13 protein-coding genes are annotated in these 17,018 nt (G+C 50.3%); 5 read left to right on the plus strand and 8 right to left on the minus strand.

Annotated elements, in window-relative coordinates:
• Positions 1-225 precede the first annotated feature (225 nt).
• Together LG381_RS18925 and rimO are read left to right on the plus strand one after the other, a co-directional pair.
• Positions 226-1,461 (plus strand): oligosaccharide MFS transporter, encoded by a 1,236-nt coding sequence (locus LG381_RS18925; protein ID WP_000926281.1) that lies wholly within the window; start codon positions 226-228, stop codon positions 1,459-1,461.
• Positions 1,462-1,588: 127 nt separating this feature from the next.
• Positions 1,589-2,914 (plus strand): 30S ribosomal protein S12 methylthiotransferase RimO, encoded by a 1,326-nt coding sequence (gene rimO, locus LG381_RS18930; protein ID WP_225762769.1) that lies wholly within the window; start codon positions 1,589-1,591, stop codon positions 2,912-2,914.
• 46 nt (positions 2,915-2,960) lie between these two features.
• Here rimO and LG381_RS18935 read toward each other — a convergent pair whose 3' ends face one another.
• The 7 genes from LG381_RS18935 to iaaA all read right to left on the minus strand — a co-directional run bounded on the left by LG381_RS18935 (position 2,961) and on the right by iaaA (position 13,059).
• A complete protein-coding gene (locus tag LG381_RS18935) occupies positions 2,961-4,289 on the minus strand; it encodes a GGDEF domain-containing protein (protein ID WP_000086867.1) in 1,329 nt (442 codons plus the stop codon).
• A gap of 7 nt (positions 4,290-4,296) precedes the next feature.
• A complete protein-coding gene (locus LG381_RS18940) occupies positions 4,297-6,645 on the minus strand; it encodes an EAL domain-containing protein (RefSeq protein WP_225762770.1) in 2,349 nt (782 codons plus the stop codon).
• 177 nt (positions 6,646-6,822) lie between these two features.
• On the minus strand, positions 6,823-7,734 hold the full coding sequence (gsiD, locus tag LG381_RS18945) for a glutathione ABC transporter permease GsiD (RefSeq protein WP_225762771.1): 912 nt from the start codon (positions 7,732-7,734) through the stop codon (positions 6,823-6,825).
• A gap of 2 nt (positions 7,735-7,736) precedes the next feature.
• Complete coding sequence (gsiC, locus tag LG381_RS18950) at positions 7,737-8,657, minus strand: glutathione ABC transporter permease GsiC (protein ID WP_000936040.1); 921 nt, start codon at positions 8,655-8,657, stop codon at positions 7,737-7,739.
• A gap of 17 nt (positions 8,658-8,674) precedes the next feature.
• A complete protein-coding gene (gene gsiB / locus LG381_RS18955; RefSeq protein WP_225762772.1) occupies positions 8,675-10,213 on the minus strand; it encodes a glutathione ABC transporter substrate-binding protein GsiB in 1,539 nt (512 codons plus the stop codon).
• Between the two features lie 19 nt (positions 10,214-10,232).
• Complete coding sequence (gene gsiA, locus LG381_RS18960; RefSeq protein WP_225762773.1) at positions 10,233-12,107, minus strand: glutathione ABC transporter ATP-binding protein GsiA; 1,875 nt, start codon at positions 12,105-12,107, stop codon at positions 10,233-10,235.
• Complete coding sequence (gene iaaA, locus LG381_RS18965; RefSeq protein ID WP_130205165.1) at positions 12,094-13,059, minus strand: beta-aspartyl-peptidase; 966 nt, start codon at positions 13,057-13,059, stop codon at positions 12,094-12,096. Before iaaA ends, gsiA begins: the two co-directional genes overlap by 14 nt.
• A 202-nt stretch (positions 13,060-13,261) precedes the next feature.
• Here iaaA and moeA point away from each other — a divergent pair, with 202 nt between their 5' ends.
• Positions 13,262-14,497 (plus strand): molybdopterin molybdotransferase MoeA, encoded by a 1,236-nt coding sequence (gene moeA / locus LG381_RS18970; RefSeq protein WP_032225029.1) that lies wholly within the window; start codon positions 13,262-13,264, stop codon positions 14,495-14,497.
• Positions 14,497-15,246, plus strand: a complete 750-nt coding sequence (gene moeB, locus LG381_RS18975; protein ID WP_085460551.1) for a molybdopterin-synthase adenylyltransferase MoeB — start codon at positions 14,497-14,499, stop codon at positions 15,244-15,246. The genes moeA and moeB overlap by 1 nt, the downstream gene beginning before the upstream one ends.
• Before the next feature lie 75 nt (positions 15,247-15,321).
• Here moeB and fsa read toward each other — a convergent pair whose 3' ends face one another.
• Positions 15,322-15,984, minus strand: a complete 663-nt coding sequence (gene fsa, locus LG381_RS18980; RefSeq protein WP_001487873.1) for a fructose-6-phosphate aldolase — start codon at positions 15,982-15,984, stop codon at positions 15,322-15,324.
• A 130-nt stretch (positions 15,985-16,114) separates the two neighbouring features.
• Here fsa and LG381_RS18985 point away from each other — a divergent pair, with 130 nt between their 5' ends.
• A complete protein-coding gene (locus LG381_RS18985; RefSeq protein WP_225762774.1) occupies positions 16,115-17,014 on the plus strand; it encodes a glycyl-radical enzyme activating protein in 900 nt (299 codons plus the stop codon).
• Positions 17,015-17,018: the final 4 nt, after the last annotated feature.

Below are 17,018 nucleotides of genomic sequence, written 5' to 3' on the forward strand. Positions count from 1 at the left end.
TGATCTATTTCGCTAAATCTTTTTTATTACCAGCAATAATTGTGATGCAAATCGCAAACATTCATTTAACACATTGCCTAATCATCGCGGTCAGGGTCAGAGTAAAAATGAAATTGTTAACGTATGACATTTTCCGGAGATGCATACCAAAACAATAACCAGTAAGCACAGCGAATGCCTGTGCCAACGGTAAATGACCCAACGCCAGTGATTGAGGATATGGCTATGTTATTGCCCGGTAAACGTAATTATATTTTGCTCAGTATTTTCGATTTCCTGTACCTCTTTGCCTGGTCGGCAACGATGGCATTTTTTGTCATATGGACGACACAGCATCTGGAAATTACCGCCACACGCACAGGATTACTTTATTCCGTTAATGCTTTCATTGCGTTATTAATGCAACCGTTCTTCGGTTTCATCTCCGATAAATTTGGTCTTAAGAAACAACTCATCTGGCTCCTCGTCGCATTATTACTTCCCGTAGGCCCATTCTTTATTTATGTGTACGCCCCGCTTCTGGTTCATAACTTCTGGCTGGGCGCTGTTTTGGGTGGCGTTTACCTGGGGATCATTTTTAATTCTGGCTGTGGCGTTCTGGATTCCTGGATAGATAAAGTTTCGCGTCGTTATCATTTTGAATATGGTCGCGTAAGAATGTGGGGCTCTCTGGGATGGGCCGCCGCCGCGTGGATTGTGGGGAAATACATTGATACCAGCCCTAATCTCTCTTTCTGGCTGGCAAGCTGTGCCATTGTGGTCGCCGCAATCTGCTTTATGTTTACCAAAATTGAACTGACCGAGGCGGAAATTGAAAAAACCAATTCGCTGAAAGCTATCCATGCGCTTGAACTGGCGAAAAATAGTCAATTCTGGTTTTTATTGATGTTCACTCTGTTCGTAACGCAGATTTATGACACCTACGATCAACAATTCGCACAATATTTTTCGCTGCAATTTCCGACGCCAGAAGAAGGCAATCGCTGGTACGGGATTCTGGCTTCTGTCCAGGTCTGCGGAGAAACCTTATTTCTCTGTCTGATGCCCTGGTTTGTTAACCGCACTGGCGCAAAATGGGCATTAGTGATTGCCGGAACCATTATGTCGTTGCGCATTGCCGGTTCTGCAATCCAACTGGGACCAGTGTGGATTGCAGCCGTTAAAATGATGCACGCCATCGAAAAACCACTGATCCTGGTATCTGTGTTTAAATTTATCGCAGCTAACTTTGATCATAAACTCTCTTCGACGGTCTACCTGCTGGTGCTTTTTGTGGCATCCATCGCCACGGCAATCTATTCACCTATTGCCGGCTATCTGTATGACACCATTGGCTTTGCTGAAACCTATCTCATCCTGGGGGCGATTGCCGGTTGCTTCACGCTTATTTCGGTCTTTACGCTGCGGGACAAATCCAGCAACCAGCCTGCAAAGGCGCTAACTGAAAACCCTGTAGCCTGATAACCATTTGCGCCCCGATATTTGGGGCGTTTTCCTCGCCTGTTGACCAGATTACGATACAAATTTTATCCAGAACTCTGTAGAATCCCTGCCCTGACCTTTCCTGTAACTGAATATTTTTTAAGCTATGAGCAAAGTAACTCCCCAGCCGAAAATCGGCTTTGTTTCCCTCGGCTGTCCGAAAAACCTCGTCGATTCAGAGCGTATTCTGACCGAATTGCGCACTGAAGGTTATGACGTAGTACCGAGCTACGACGACGCAGACATGGTAATCGTCAACACCTGCGGTTTTATTGACAGTGCGGTGCAAGAATCACTGGAAGCCATTGGCGAAGCGTTGAATGAAAACGGCAAGGTAATAGTGACCGGTTGTCTGGGGGCGAAAGAAGATCAGATCCGCGAAGTCCACCCGAAAGTGCTGGAAATCACTGGCCCTCATAGCTATGAGCAGGTTCTGGAGCACGTTCATCACTACGTGCCAAAACCGAAACACAACCCATTCCTGAGCCTGGTGCCTGAGCAAGGCGTTAAGCTGACGCCACGTCATTACGCTTATCTGAAGATATCCGAAGGCTGTAACCATCGCTGCACCTTCTGCATTATTCCGTCTATGCGCGGCGATTTGGTGAGCCGTCCGATTGGCGAAGTGTTAAGCGAAGCGAAACGCCTGGTAGATGCGGGCGTTAAAGAGATTCTGGTGATCTCCCAGGATACTTCCGCGTATGGCGTTGATGTTAAACACCGTACAGGCTTTTACAACGGCGAGCCGGTAAAAACCAGTATGGTCAGCCTGTGCGAACAGTTATCAAAACTGGGGATCTGGACACGTCTGCACTACGTTTACCCTTACCCGCATGTAGATGACGTTATCCCGCTGATGGCTGAAGGCAAAATCCTGCCGTATCTGGATATTCCGTTACAGCACGCCAGCCCGCGCATTCTCAAACTAATGAAGCGCCCGGGTTCTGTAGATCGCCAACTGGCACGCATCAAACAGTGGCGCGAAATCTGCCCGGAACTGACCCTGCGTTCAACCTTTATTGTCGGCTTCCCTGGCGAGACGGAAGAAGATTTCCAGATGCTGCTCGACTTCCTGAAAGAAGCACGTCTGGATCGCGTTGGCTGCTTTAAATACAGCCCGGTTGAAGGCGCAGACGCCAATGCCCTGCCTGACCAGGTTCCGGAAGAAGTGAAAGAAGAACGCTGGAATCGCTTCATGCAACTGCAGCAGCAGATTTCCGCCGAGCGCCTGCAAGAAAAAGTGGGCCGTGAAATTCTGGTCATTATCGACGAAGTGGACGAAGAAGGCGCAATCGGCCGCAGCATGGCAGACGCTCCGGAAATCGACGGCGCGGTTTATCTCAATGGTGAAACCAACGTTAAGCCGGGCGATATCCTGCGTGTGAAAGTCGAGCATGTCGACGAGTACGATTTGTGGGGTAGTCGGGTTTAATTAATTCAGGCCGGGCAAAATCATTTGCCCGGTTCGTTAATAAAAATTACTGCCAGCTAATCTGTGCCCTGCCGTTTTTCTTACTTTTATACAGCCGCTCATCCGCCAGCATTTTTAACCGTTCAACGGTAGTACATTCATTTGAATGCGCCACGCCGATACTGGTGCTTAAATTAATACTCCCCACCTGGAAATTGACGATATCTTTTAAAATCGATAGCAACTCATCCAGGGTTCCGCCAGTATAAATCACCGCAAATTCGTCGCCGCCAAAGCGGTAGACTTTGCCTTTATCCACCGGAATTTGTGATTTAAGGATTTTCACGACCTTCATCAACACTTCATCGCCCAACAAATGACCGAAGGTATCGTTAATATTTTTGAATTTATCGACGTCAAACAGGCATAAATAACCGCCTTTTTCCGGTAAGGTTTTTAAATCTTCGTCAAAGGATTTTCTGCCCATTGCTTTTGTCAGATCGTCAAGAAACGCCGAGTTATACATGCTGTAGAGTTTTTTGACATCCGCCGCCGAAAAGAAAAGCCCACCGTCCAGCACGCGATCAAAATGGTTATTAATAATGGCTTCTTTCTCAACAATGCCACGATTAATCACTCTGCGTATCAGATAGAGGCAACTTGTGCCTGAAATAACTGCCACCAAGGCAGCAAAGAAAATAATCAGCGTACATACCTGCAAATAAACGTCTTTTTTATAAGCAAATACGTACAATCCGGTCGGCAAATAGGAGAAATGTTCCATCGCTTCCGAAACGGTGAAGATGGCGTTTTTGGCATTATATTCATCACCGGTAACTGGCTTGCCGTTCTTAAACAGTGAGAACATCAGGTTCTCGCTATCCATTGCCAGTGACTTTGACAGTAACGAAAATCGCTCCAGCCCAAGCAAAAATATCAAACTGCGATTGTGAGTAACCGGATAGAGATAATAGACGAAGGTTTTGCCGTCAAAAGAGATGAACCCCGTATTTTTAACATGCCGATACTTAACAACTTGCATAATATCTGCACAATAATTATTTTCATACTCCTTAACCTGAATACACTCATCACTGGAAATCAGATAAGGACCAACATCATACAAATAAGAAGGTGAAACCGAGTCAGCGTAAGCTGTGCGCAAGCCAGCCAGCAATTCTTCTTCAGTCGGGTTAAGCGTGTTAATGAGATCAATTGCCACACTACGCCGATATTCAGCAATATTTGCCACCGCAAAAGCAGTATCAATAACGGACTGTTTCAGGCCATACACCCGTTCTTTTACCATCTGGGTATAGATCCCGCAGGCAACTGCTGAAATCATGATAAAAATCAGCAGACTGACTGTAAGTACGAATTTATTGATTCTGGACATACCTAAACTACTCTTTTACTAACTTTCCACTTTTGTCCCAGGCAGAGAATGGCAACGGCTTCTGGTACAGATACCCCTGGGCCTGAACACACCCTAATTTGATTAATTCACGCGCAACCTCTTCGCTCTCAACACCTTCTGCAATCACCGGGATCCGGTTATAGCGTGCCAGGTCGAAGATAATGCGCAAAATTTTACCCGCAGTGCCGAAAATATCGCCGGTAAATTGCGAGTCCACTTTTATGCTATCAGGATTAATTTCATAAAAACGTTTCAGGTTTGACAAACCCGTACCAAAGTCATCAATCGATATTCGTACCCCTTGTTTACGCAGCTGTTCAATATTGAGATAAAAATGTTCACTAATTCGCTCAATCACAGTTTCAGTGATCTCAATACAGAGACTTTTCGCTGTCAGTTCATGTTCTTTCATGATGGCGATAAAACGCTCATGAAAATGAGGTTCGTTTAACTGCCAGGGCGAAACATTTATATGCAGTAAGAAATCCTGTTTCAGGAGCGCACGCTGGCTAAAATGGCGGAATTCAGCCATCGCCGTTTTAATAATTTGGTAACCCAGTTCATTGATAAAAGCGATATCTTCCGCGATAGCAATAAACTTCAGTGGCGAGATGATCCCCCGCTCCGCAGAAACCCAGCGGCACAGTGCCTCAGCGCCCAGAATTTCACGGGTGTTAATATCAACAATCGGTTGATAAACCAGGAATAGCTCGCCTTTTTCCATTGCATGACGGATATTGCGCGCAATCCAGATATTCTCTTCAATTTCGCTGAGTTTCGCATCATCACAGAAAATAAACTCAGAGAACATATGGTCACGGATGCTGGAAATCGCCAGCTTCAGTTTTTCTGCGTAGCTCCAGGCATTTTCGCCCTTCAGAGGTTCACAAATGGCAGATTTGTGTATACGCAGATTGCGATAGCCAAAGCTACTGTCGAAATCGTTTATCATCGCTATTTTACGAGTAAACGTCTGTATATTTTCCCGACACAATAATAAATATAAATCGGCATTAAATGTCACGATATCGCAGCATTGTGCATATTTCTCGGCAATTCGCTGACACAGCCTCCTGACGATTTTGTTGCGTTCCTCGACACCAAACACGGCTTCGACGGCTTCCAGTCCGCACAGTTTGATGATCCCGGCGGCCAGATACTGATTATTGTTTGACTCAATAATCGCCATATTTTTGATAAAACCGCTTTCCTGATCGTAGGAGATCAGCGAGAGCAATTTATTTGAACGCTCAACTTCAGCATCTTTCATTTCCGCGATCGAATTTTTGATGCTGATAATCTCTTTCGCATCGCCGTCACGAATTTTCAGTGTCTGCATTTGATCCGCAGAGTCAGGTAAAAACTCCAGCGTATTGACCAGCGTTGTCATTTCTGAAAATTGGCGACGGAACACACGGGTCGTCATTAAGTAAACCGCCAGCAATACGACAATAATGAAAACAAACGGTAAATAAAAAAGTTTATCTGACGCGTTAAATAGTTTCCCCATAGGATAATAAAAATAGATTTCGAATAGCGAGTTATTGGGTACGCGCGATGTTTTTGCTATATACTCTGTATCGACAGAATCAATAATATTATAATTATCTTCGCTATTATAAATAATCAATTTTTCACGGGCGAGTTGGTTCTTGGCAATGATTTCATGGCCTTGTTTCAGAAACAACACTTCATCAGTTGCGCTGATTTGATCAAGGTATTCGTTCAGGTATCGCCAGTTTAAATCGACATGAATTTTATCAATAGCCAGCAAATCACGGTCTTTGCCGTTAATTCGTAGTGTAAAAGAAATACATTTTTTCCCCGGACGATCAAAGCAATTATATGCCGGATTCCAGCTACTATCAGAGCCATCCGAAGCTACTGACCACGGGCGCTGCGACGGATTAAAATCGGCAAAGATGACGCGTCCTGCCTCATCAACAAGGGGACCATTTACCTTTTCCTGATGATAAACAAAGATTTTATCATTCGCCCGCCGCGAAAATAGATAATATTTATCATTATCCAGTACCAGCCCCACTGAGTCTAAAAATGGCATCATTTCCATTTTCAGGATGACAGCTCGTTTAATCTCCTCACTGTTTTTCAATAAATAAAGTGAGTCCTTTAACGTCAGAGCGGAACGTTCAATATCTTTAAAGAAATAGCCAACGTTTTTTTGAATAAGTTCAAAGCGGCTATCAGCACGTTTTACCGCACGCTCCGATACCAGCTGATAGTTAATGATGAAAAAAAGAACAATAAATGACAGCGCAGCCAATAAAAATAAAATTATCAGCCTGATCTTTATCTTTTCGTATAAACTCAGCATGTTAATACATTTAACAAAATAACTGTCAGTACGCTGTGCCGCTGCATAAATAGTCCCTCACAGCGGCTTTTTAACCAAATTACCCGATTCTACAAAATTAGAAGAAAGTTACAACACTTGCTTAAGGCAATAATTTCCTCTGAGGTCATTACCCTTTCAAGCAATATTTAACCGTGACTATCCTTTAATTTTGGGGTCCAGCGCATCACGCAAACCATCACCCAGCAAGTTGAACGCCAGCACGGTCAGGAAAATAGCCAGTGCCGGAAAAACCGCCACATGCGGCGCGATAACCATATCCGCTCTCGCTTCGTTGAGCATCGCTCCCCACTCCGGGGTCGGCGGCTGCGCTCCCAGACCGAGAAACGACAGACTGGCGGCGGAGATAATTGAGGTGCCAATGCGCATGGTAAAGAACACGACGATGGAAGAGACTGTCCCCGGTAAGATGTGGCGCAACAAAATGGTCATATCGCTGGCACCAATACTGCGCGCTGATTCAATAAAGGTTTGCTGTTTTAACACCAGCGTGTTGCCGCGCACCAGTCGGGCAAACGCAGGAATAGAAAAGATAGCGACGGCGATAATCACGTTAGCAATGCCGCTTCCCAGCACCGCGACAACAGCAATAGCCAGCAAAATGCCAGGGAAAGCAAACAGCACATCGCAAATACGCATGATCAGCCGATCCCACCAGCCTTCGTAATATCCAGCCAGCAAACCCAGCAACGTCCCAATCGCCGCACCGATAAACACCGCAAACACGCCCGCCGCCAGCGAGATTTGTGCACCAACCAGGACACGGCTGAAAATGTCGCGCCCCAGTGAATCGACGCCAAACCAGTGCTGCAAAGAAGGTCCGTTATTCAGATTGTCATAATCGAAATAATTTTCGGCGTCATAGGGGACGATCCAGCGTGCAAAAATTGCCATCACAATCAACAAAATGACGAATAATGCGGCGGTCATCGCCATATGCTGACGGCGAAAACGTCGCCAGAACTCATGCCACGGAGTACGCACCTGCTCAGGTTTTACTAGTGGCATGGCGTTTAACACCGCCTGACAACGCCAGTTAAATAATCGCATCCTTACTTGTACCTGATAGCCGGGTTAATGGCGGCGTAAAGCACATCCACCACTAAGTTGATAAGAATAAATTCCAGCGAGAAAAGCAGAATTTCCGCCTGAATCACCGGGTAATCGCGCATTTCTACGGAGTCAACGAGTAAGCGTCCAAGTCCGGGCCAGTTGAAAACCTTCTCCACCACGATGGAACCTCCGAGCAAAAAGCCAAACTGTAAGCCCATCATAGTCACTACCGGGATCATCGCGTTGCGTAGCCCATGTTTGAGGACAACCCTGGTTTCGCTCACCCCTTTCGCCCTCGCGGTACGCATATAATCTTCGCTTAAGACATCGACAAACGACGCACGGGTAAAGCGCGCCATCACGGCTGCCACTGCCGCGCCGAGCGTCAGGGAGGGTAAAATGTAGTGCTGCCAACTGTCTGCACCTACGGTAGGCAGCCAGCCCAGCTCAACGGAGAAAACCTGTATCAAAAGCATCCCCAGGGCAAATGCCGGGAAGGAGATCCCCGACACCGCGATGGTCATACTCAATCGATCCGGCCAACGGTTACGCCAGACGGCGGCGATAATTCCTGCCGCCATACCAAATATCACCGCCCAGACCATACTGGTTATGGTCAGCCACAGCGTTGGCATGAAGCGGCTGGCAATCTCATCGGCAACCGGACGACGCGACACCATCGACAGGCCAAAATCTCCCTGCACTGCGTTGCTGATGTAGTGCCAGAACTGGTGATACAGCGGCTGATCCAGACCCAGTTGCTGACGCACCAGTTCGATGACCTGAGCATCGGCTTCGGGGCCGGCAATCAATCGCGCCGGATCGCCGGGCAGCATATGGACAAATAAAAACACCAGCACCGAGACGATAAACAGCGTCGGAATCAACCCCAGTAAGCGTTTGATAACGTAATTAAGCATTCCACTCCCTGCGTTGCTTATTGCAAGTCCGCATCTTCAAAGCTGAAGCCGGTGTCTGGCATGATCCAAAAACCGGTCAGATTTTTACTGTGTGCCGACACCAGTTTTTCGACCACCAGCGGGATCCACGGCGACTCTTGCCAGATGATATCCTGCGCCGCCTTATATAAGCGGGTCTTTTCCGCCGGATCGTTAGTTTTCAGTGCCTGAGCCAGGAAATCATCCACCTGTTTATTACTGTAAAACGCAGTATTAAACAGCGTCGGTGGCCAGTTCTGTGACGCAAACAGCGGCGATAACGCCCAGTCAGCTTCGCCGGTCGATGCCGACCAGCCGGTGTAGAACAGTCGCACGCCGCTCTCTTTTTGCCCTTTACCTTCTACTTCTGCCGCCCGCTGTCCGGCATCCATCGCCGTCACCTGGGCTTTAATTCCTACCTGCGCTAACTGCTGCTGGGTAAATTGCAGCACTTTCTGCGCGGTGCTGTGGTTATGTGACGACCACAGCGTGGTACTGAAACCGTTGGGATATCCCGCCTCTTTAAGTAATTCGCGCGCTTTTGCCGGATCGTAAGGCCACGGTTGGTAACTTTGCGCGTAGGCGATACTCGGCGGCACCACGCCAGTGGCGGGCGTTGCATATCCCGCAAACGCGACTTTCACCAGCGCCGGACGGTTGATGGCATAATTCAGCGCCTCCCGTACCTTCGGGTTATCGAACGGCTTTTGCGTCACATTCATACTGATATAACGCTGCATAATCGACGGGCTGGCCATCAGCTCGATATTTTTGTTTTTCTCCAGCAGCGCGGCCTGCTCGTAGGGAATGGGGAAAGCAAACTGCGCTTCACCGGTTTGCAACATTGCCGCGCGAGTGTTGTTATCCGCCACCGGACGCCAGGTAATGCTGTCCAGTTTGGGCAGTCCTGACTGCCAGTAACCGGTGAATTTTTTGACCTTCACAAAATCGGTCTGATTCCAGGTGTCCAGTTCATACGGCCCGGTTCCCACCGGATGAAAACCAATCTCTTTGCCATATTTTTCCAGCGCCGCCGGAGAAATCATCGCTGTCGCCGGATGGGCAAGAATATTAATAAACGCGGAGAACGGCTGTTTAAGCGTAATCTTCACCGTTGTCGGATCGACCGCTTCAGTTTTGGCAATATTCTTATACAAGTTATAGCGTTTAAGATGATTCGCTGGGTCACTGGCCCGATCCAGATTCGCTTTTACCGCCGCCGCGTTGAAGTCGGTGCCATCCTGGAACTTAATCCATTCACGCAATTTCACGGTGTAAGTGAGGCCGTCACCGGAGACGGTATAACTCGCCGCCAGCACATTTTTCAGCTTCATCTCTTTATCCAGACCGAACAGCCCCTGGTAAAACGATTTCGCCACGGCCTGTGACAACGTGTCATTCGCGTCATACGGGTCGAGGGTGGTGAAGTTCGATCCCACCGCCACAACCACATCTTTGGCAGCGAATGCACAAGATGCCATCAACGCTGTGACAATACCCAGCGCCACTAACCCACTACGGTGTACAGCTCTTGCCATTTGATTCTCCGCCTGAATGTTATCTACGCATGAATGCGTATTCTGATTGTGGTTGTGCGACGTAATGCCCCGGCCCGACGCATTGCAACGAGACGGCTGCAACCTCTTCGCCACGCTGATGAATATTGCTGGGAAGATCGTCCGATAGCAGTACGCGCTGTGGTCGCAGCCGGGACGGTTCAGCAACCGGAACTGCCGCCAGTAATTTACGCGTATAAGGGTGCTGTGGATTTTCAAAGACCGCGCGCCGGGGGCCTATTTCGACAATTTGTCCAAGATACATCACCGCTACACGATGGCTGATCCGCTCCACGACCGCCATATCGTGAGAGATAAACAGATATGCAATGCCGAAATCACGCTGGAGATCGAGCAACAAGTTGATAATCTGCCCGCGAATAGAAACATCCAGCGCCGACACGGCTTCATCGGCAATAATGACTTTGGGATTCAACGCCAGCGCACGGGCAATACAGATACGCTGACGCTGGCCGCCGGAAAACTCATGCGGGTAGCGCCACGCATGTTCGGGTAACAGACCAACGCGTTCCAGTAGCCACGCAACGCGTGCAGCGGCTTCATTACCCTGCAATAATCCATGAACACGTAGCGGTTCGATAATCGAATCACCGATCGTCTGGCGTGGATCCAGTGAGGCGTAAGGATCCTGAAAAATAAACTGAATATCGCGGCGCAATGCCTGAAGTTTACCGGGTGACAGAGTATCGATTCGCTGGCCGTTGAAGATAATTTCTCCGCCCTGACTTTCAACCAGGCGCAACAACGCCCGTCCGGTGGTGGATTTACCACTGCCAGACTCCCCCACCAGCGACAACGTTTCACCCGGCCAGAGATCAAAACTAACCTTTTCAACGGCGTGCACTTCCCGCGTTACGCGATTCAACAACCCACTACGCAAAGGGAAACGGGTGACCAGATTACGCACCTGTAAAACAGGTTCGCCATCAACCACCGTTTTCTGCTCGACAGGGCGTTCCTGTTGAGTCGGATGTTCAAGCGATATCAACGGGAAACGTCGGGGATAATCTTGCCCTCTCATCGCGCCAAGCTGCGGAACAGCAGCCAATAGCGCACGGGTATAAGGATGCTGTGGCGCATGAAAAATCTGTTCGACGCTGCCCGTTTCCACCGCCTCGCCCTGATACATCACCAGTACCCGATCGGCAATCTCCGCCACCACGCCCATGTCGTGAGTGATAAAGATGACGCCCATCGACATCTCTTTTTGCAACACTTTGATTAATTGCAGGATCTGCGCCTGAATGGTGACGTCCAGTGCAGTCGTCGGCTCATCGGCAATCAGCACCGCCGGGCGACATGACAGCGCCATGGCAATCATCACCCGCTGACGCATCCCACCGGAGAGTTGATGCGGATAACGCGAAAGAATGGTTTGTGCTTCCGGGATGCGAACCTGATCCAGCATCCGTTTCGCCTCCGCCATCGCTTCTTCACGACTGGCGTTCTGATGCAGACGGATAGACTCGGCAATCTGTTCGCCCACGGTAAATACCGGATTTAGCGACGTCATTGGCTCCTGGAAAATCATCGCTATATCCGCACCGCGTATATGCTGCATTTGCCGGGAGCTCTGCTGCTCACTAAGCTCAATCACCTCACGACTGCGGCGCCGCAATAACATTTTGTCGCACTGCACCAGCCCCCCCGCCTGTTCTAACAGACGCATCAACGCCAGTGCTGTGACGGATTTACCGGAACCTGATTCCCCGACAATGGCCAGCGTCTCACCGCGTCGCAGCCGAAAAGAAAGATTGCGCACCGCAGCCACTTTCTGCTGGTCCTGCATAAAGGCAATGTTGAGATTATCGACCGCCAGGACATCACCGGCATCAAGTTCATCACTGTGTGGCAACGGTGTCCCCTTTTTCGCGGTAGATACCAGTGGTTGGTGTATCGCCTGCGTAGCCCCAGGCGCGATACATTCCTTCGGTGTTAAACGGTAGTGCGACGTTACCTTCGTGGTCGATAGCGATTAGGCCACCGCTGCCGCCAAGCGCAGGGAGTTTTTCCATCACCACCCGCTCGCAGGCTTCCGCGAGGCTTAGACCGCCATAATCCATTAACGCGCCGATGTCATACGCCGCCAGCGCGCGAATGAAGACTTCGCCCGTACCGGTACAAGAAACCGCCACACTGGCGTTATTGGCGTAGCATCCGGCACCCACTAAGGGACTATCGCCCACTCGTCCGGGTAATTTATTGGTCATTCCGCCCGTGGACGTGGCTGCCGCCAGATTGCCGTGTAAATCCAAAGCCACGGCCCCCACGGTGCCCATTTTTTGTTTTTCATCCAGCGGAGCGCCGCTATGGTCGAGGACGGTTTCCCCGCACTCACGCGCCGCCAGCAGCTGTTCATAACGCAAAGGCGTGGAGAAAATCTCCGGCGAGACGCGCTCCATGCCATGAGAAAAAGCAAAGTTTTCCGCCCCCTCACCAATCATCATCACATGCGGGCTTTGCTCCATCACCAGACGAGCAGCAAGAATTGGGTTGCGCAGATGGCTAATGCCCGCCACCGCCCCCGCTTTCAGTGTGTTGCCATCCATCACGCAGGCGTCCAGTTCATGCGTTTCATCACGCGTAAAGACGGCGCCAATTCCGGCGTTAAAGAGCGGACACTCTTCCAGCAAGCGCACCGCTTCTGTCACCACATCCAGCGCGCTTTCACCCGCTTCGAGCATTTGCTGTCCGGTTTCAACAATGGCAGACAGCGCCTCAATGTAGCGTAATTCCTGTTGCAGACTCATCTGTGCGCGGCTAATTGCGCCTGCGCCGCCGTGGATTGCAATGACTGCTTTGCCCATAGTCTTCGTCCATTAAGGGTGGCTCGCCACTTTTGCTATAAATATCAGAATTTTTATGAATTACTCATTCAATTTTTGAATATAGAAAGATGTATATGGCATGTAAAGGCAGGAGCCCGCTCTACGACCGAGGTGGCATACAGTCCGTGGCGTTTTTCTGACATAATAGGCGGATTCGATTTTGCCCCGCAGGAGTGTTTTCATGGAATTTACCACCGGTTTGATGTCGCTCGACACCGCGCTTAATGAGATGCTTTCTCGCGTTACCCCTTTGACTGCTCAGGAAACGCTGCCACTGGTTCAGTGTTTTGGTCGTATTCTGGCGAGCGATGTGGTTTCGCCGCTCGATGTCCCTGGGTTTGATAACTCGGCAATGGACGGCTACGCGGTTCGTTTAGCCGATATCGCCTCCGGGCAACCGCTGCCCGTTGCTGGCAAATCGTTTGCCGGGCAGCCGTATCATGGTGAATGGCCTGCTGGCACCTGTATTCGCATTATGACCGGTGCTCCGGTGCCGGAAGGCTGTGAAGCGGTGGTGATGCAGGAACAGACCGAACAAACGGATGCAGGAGTGCGTTTTACCGCTGAAGTGCGTAGCGGGCAAAATATTCGTCGTCGCGGTGAAGATATCTCTGCGGGTGCGATTGTTTTCCCGGCGGGGACTCGCCTGACTACCGCAGAGCTGCCGGTGATTGCTTCGCTGGGAATTGCCGACGTTCCGGTGATTCGCAAAGTGCGTGTGGCGCTGTTTTCCACCGGTGATGAACTCCAGTTGCCAGGTCAGCCACTGGGCGACGGTCAAATCTACGATACCAACCGTCTCGCCGTACACCTGATGTTAGAACAACTGGGTTGCGAGGTGATCAACTTAGGGATTATCCGCGACGATCCCCACGCCTTGCGCACAGCATTTATTGAAGCCGACAGTCAGGCGGATGTAGTGATCAGTTCTGGCGGTGTTTCGGTTGGTGAAGCAGATTACACCAAAACCATTCTCGAAGAGCTGGGCGAAATCGCCTTCTGGAAGCTGGCGATTAAACCGGGTAAACCGTTCGCGTTCGGTAAACTCGGCAATAGCTGGTTCTGCGGCCTGCCGGGTAATCCGGTTTCAGCAACGCTGACATTCTACCAACTGGTACAGCCGTTACTGGCAAAATTAAGCGGCAACACCGCCAGCGGCCTGCCTACGCGCCAGCGTGTACGCACGGCTTCTCGCCTCAAGAAAACGCCTGGTCGTCTTGATTTCCAGCGTGGTGTGCTGCAACGCAATGCCGACGGCGAACTGGAAGTGATGACCACCGGACATCAGGGCTCCCATATATTTAGCTCTTTTAGCCTCGGCAACTGCTTTATCGTGCTGGAACGCGATCGCGGCAATGTTGAAGCGGGCGAATGGGTGGAAGTCGAGCCGTTTAACGCGTTGTTCGGAGGCCTGTAATGGCGGAACTCAGCGATCAGGAGATGCTGCGCTACAACCGGCAAATCATCCTGCGTGGTTTTGATTTTGACGGCCAGGAAGCGTTGAAAGATTCTCGCGTGCTGGTCGTCGGCCTCGGTGGACTCGGTTGCGCAGCCTCGCAGTATCTGGCAAGCGCCGGTGTCGGCAACCTGACGCTGCTCGACTTCGACACGGTTTCGCTCTCGAATCTGCAACGCCAGACGCTACACAGTGACGCTACGGTCGGGCAACCGAAGGTTGAATCTGCCCGTGATGCACTGGCACGGATCAATCCACATATCGCAATTACACCAGTGAATGCGTTACTTGATGATGCTGAGCTTGCTGCGTTGATTGCTAAACACGATCTGGTGCTCGACTGTACGGATAACGTTGCGGTACGTAATCAACTGAACGCAGGCTGTTTTACCGCGAAGGTGCCGCTGGTTTCCGGCGCGGCAATTCGTATGGAAGGTCAAATCACCGTCTTTACTTATCAGGACGGCGAGCCTTGCTACCGCTGCCTTAGCCGTTTGTTTGGCGAAAACGCGTTAACCTGCGTGGAAGCAGGCGTGATGGCGCCATTGATTGGCGTAATTGGTTCGTTGCAGGCAATGGAAGCGATCAAACTGCTGGCAGGCTATGGGAAACCTGCCAGCGGAAAAATCGTTATGTACGATGCGATGACCTGTCAGTTTCGCGAAATGAAACTGATGCGTAATCCGGGGTGTGAGGTTTGCGGGCAGTAATTACCACCTCCAGGCCTGATAAGACGCGGCACTCCGCCACGTCATCAGCAATTTATGAGGATGCAGAACATCCCGTTAAATCGACGTTCTGCCAAACGCGCCCTGCCAGTCCTGCTCAAACTTCGCTACGGCAGCGTCAACCGCCGGATAGCTAATCATCTGTTGTGCCACATCCAGCGGCAGGGTGATGGATTCACATCCTGCCAGTAAGCAGTCCAGCGCCTGACGCGGGGTTTTGAAACTCGCGGCTAACACTTTCGCCTGTGGCGCATGCATTTTCAGTAACTGATGCAAATCGGTCACGGTTTGAATACCGCTACCACCCTGAGCATCAATACGGTTGACATAAGGCGCAACATATTCCGCGCCCGCCAGCGCCGACAACAGCCCTTGTGCCGCGCCATACACCGCCGTGCCCAGCGTCGGGATCCCTTCCGCTTTTAACATCTTAATAGCTGCCAGCCCCTCGGCGGTCACCGGGACTTTCACCACGATATCCGCAATAATAGAACGCAACTTACGTGCGTCATTCACCATCCCTTCAGCAGTGGTAGCCATTACCTGGGCAAACAGACGCCCCTGACCGCCCATCGCCTCGTGAAGTTGCGGAAGCACAACGTCCAGCGGTTTTTTACCCGCTGCGATAATGCTTGGGTTAGTGGTCACACCCGCCAGCGGAAAAATACGTGACAGCGCCTTCACCGCAACAACGTCTGAAGTATCCAGATACAGTTCCATAACCATCCTCAAAATGTACTTTTTGTCTGAAACCAGACTACCACGAGAAAACTCTCTGAACAGTTGACGCACATCAACATAACTTTCATTCGAAAGTAATTTAATGTTTGAACGAAACAGAGAGGCATCTATGATCTTCAATATTCAACGCTACTCGACCCACGATGGCCCCGGCATTCGCACAGTGGTTTTTCTGAAAGGTTGCTCGCTGGGTTGTCGCTGGTGTCAGAATCCTGAAAGCCGCGCCCGCACGCAGGATCTACTGTATGACGCACGTCTGTGCCTGGAGGGCTGCGAGCTATGTGCTAAGGCCGCGCCGGAAGTGATTGAGCGCACGCTGAATGGCCTGCTTATTCATCGGGAAAAGTTAACCCCGGAGCATCTGACGGCGTTAACCAACTGCTGCCCGACACAGGCGTTAACCGTGTGTGGTGAAGTGAAAAGCGTTGAGGAGATCATGGCGACCGTTTTGCGCGATAAACCGTTTTACGATCGCAGCGGCGGCGGCTTAACGCTTTCTGGCGGTGAACCCTTTATGCAGCCGGAAATGGCGATGGCACTACTGCAAGCCAGCCACGAGGCCGGCATTCATACTGCGGTAGAAACCTGCCTGCATGTGCCGTGGAAATATATCGCCCCTTCTCTGCCCTATATCGATCTGTTTCTTGCCGATTTAAAACACGTCGCCGACGTGCCGTTTAAACAGTGGACCGACGGTAACGCCGCCAGAGTGCTGGATAACCTGAAAAAACTCGCCGCAGCGGGGAAAAAAATCATTATCCGCGTGCCGCTGATTCAGGGCTTTAATGCTGACGAAACCTCTGTAAAAGCCATTACCGATTTTGCCGCCGACGAGCTGCACGTTGGCGAAATTCATTTCCTGCCCTACCACACGCTGGGCATCAACAAATATCACTTACTTAATCTGCCCTATGACGCCCCGGAAAAACCGCTTGATGCGCCAGAACTGCTCGACTTTGCCCAGCAGTATGCCTGCCAGAAAGGGTTAACCGCGACTTTACGAGGATAACAAC

The sequence above is a fragment of the Escherichia sp. Marseille-Q3837 genome (genome assembly GCF_916618735.1).
Taxonomy (GTDB): Bacteria; Pseudomonadota; Gammaproteobacteria; order Enterobacterales; family Enterobacteriaceae; genus Escherichia; species Escherichia ruysiae.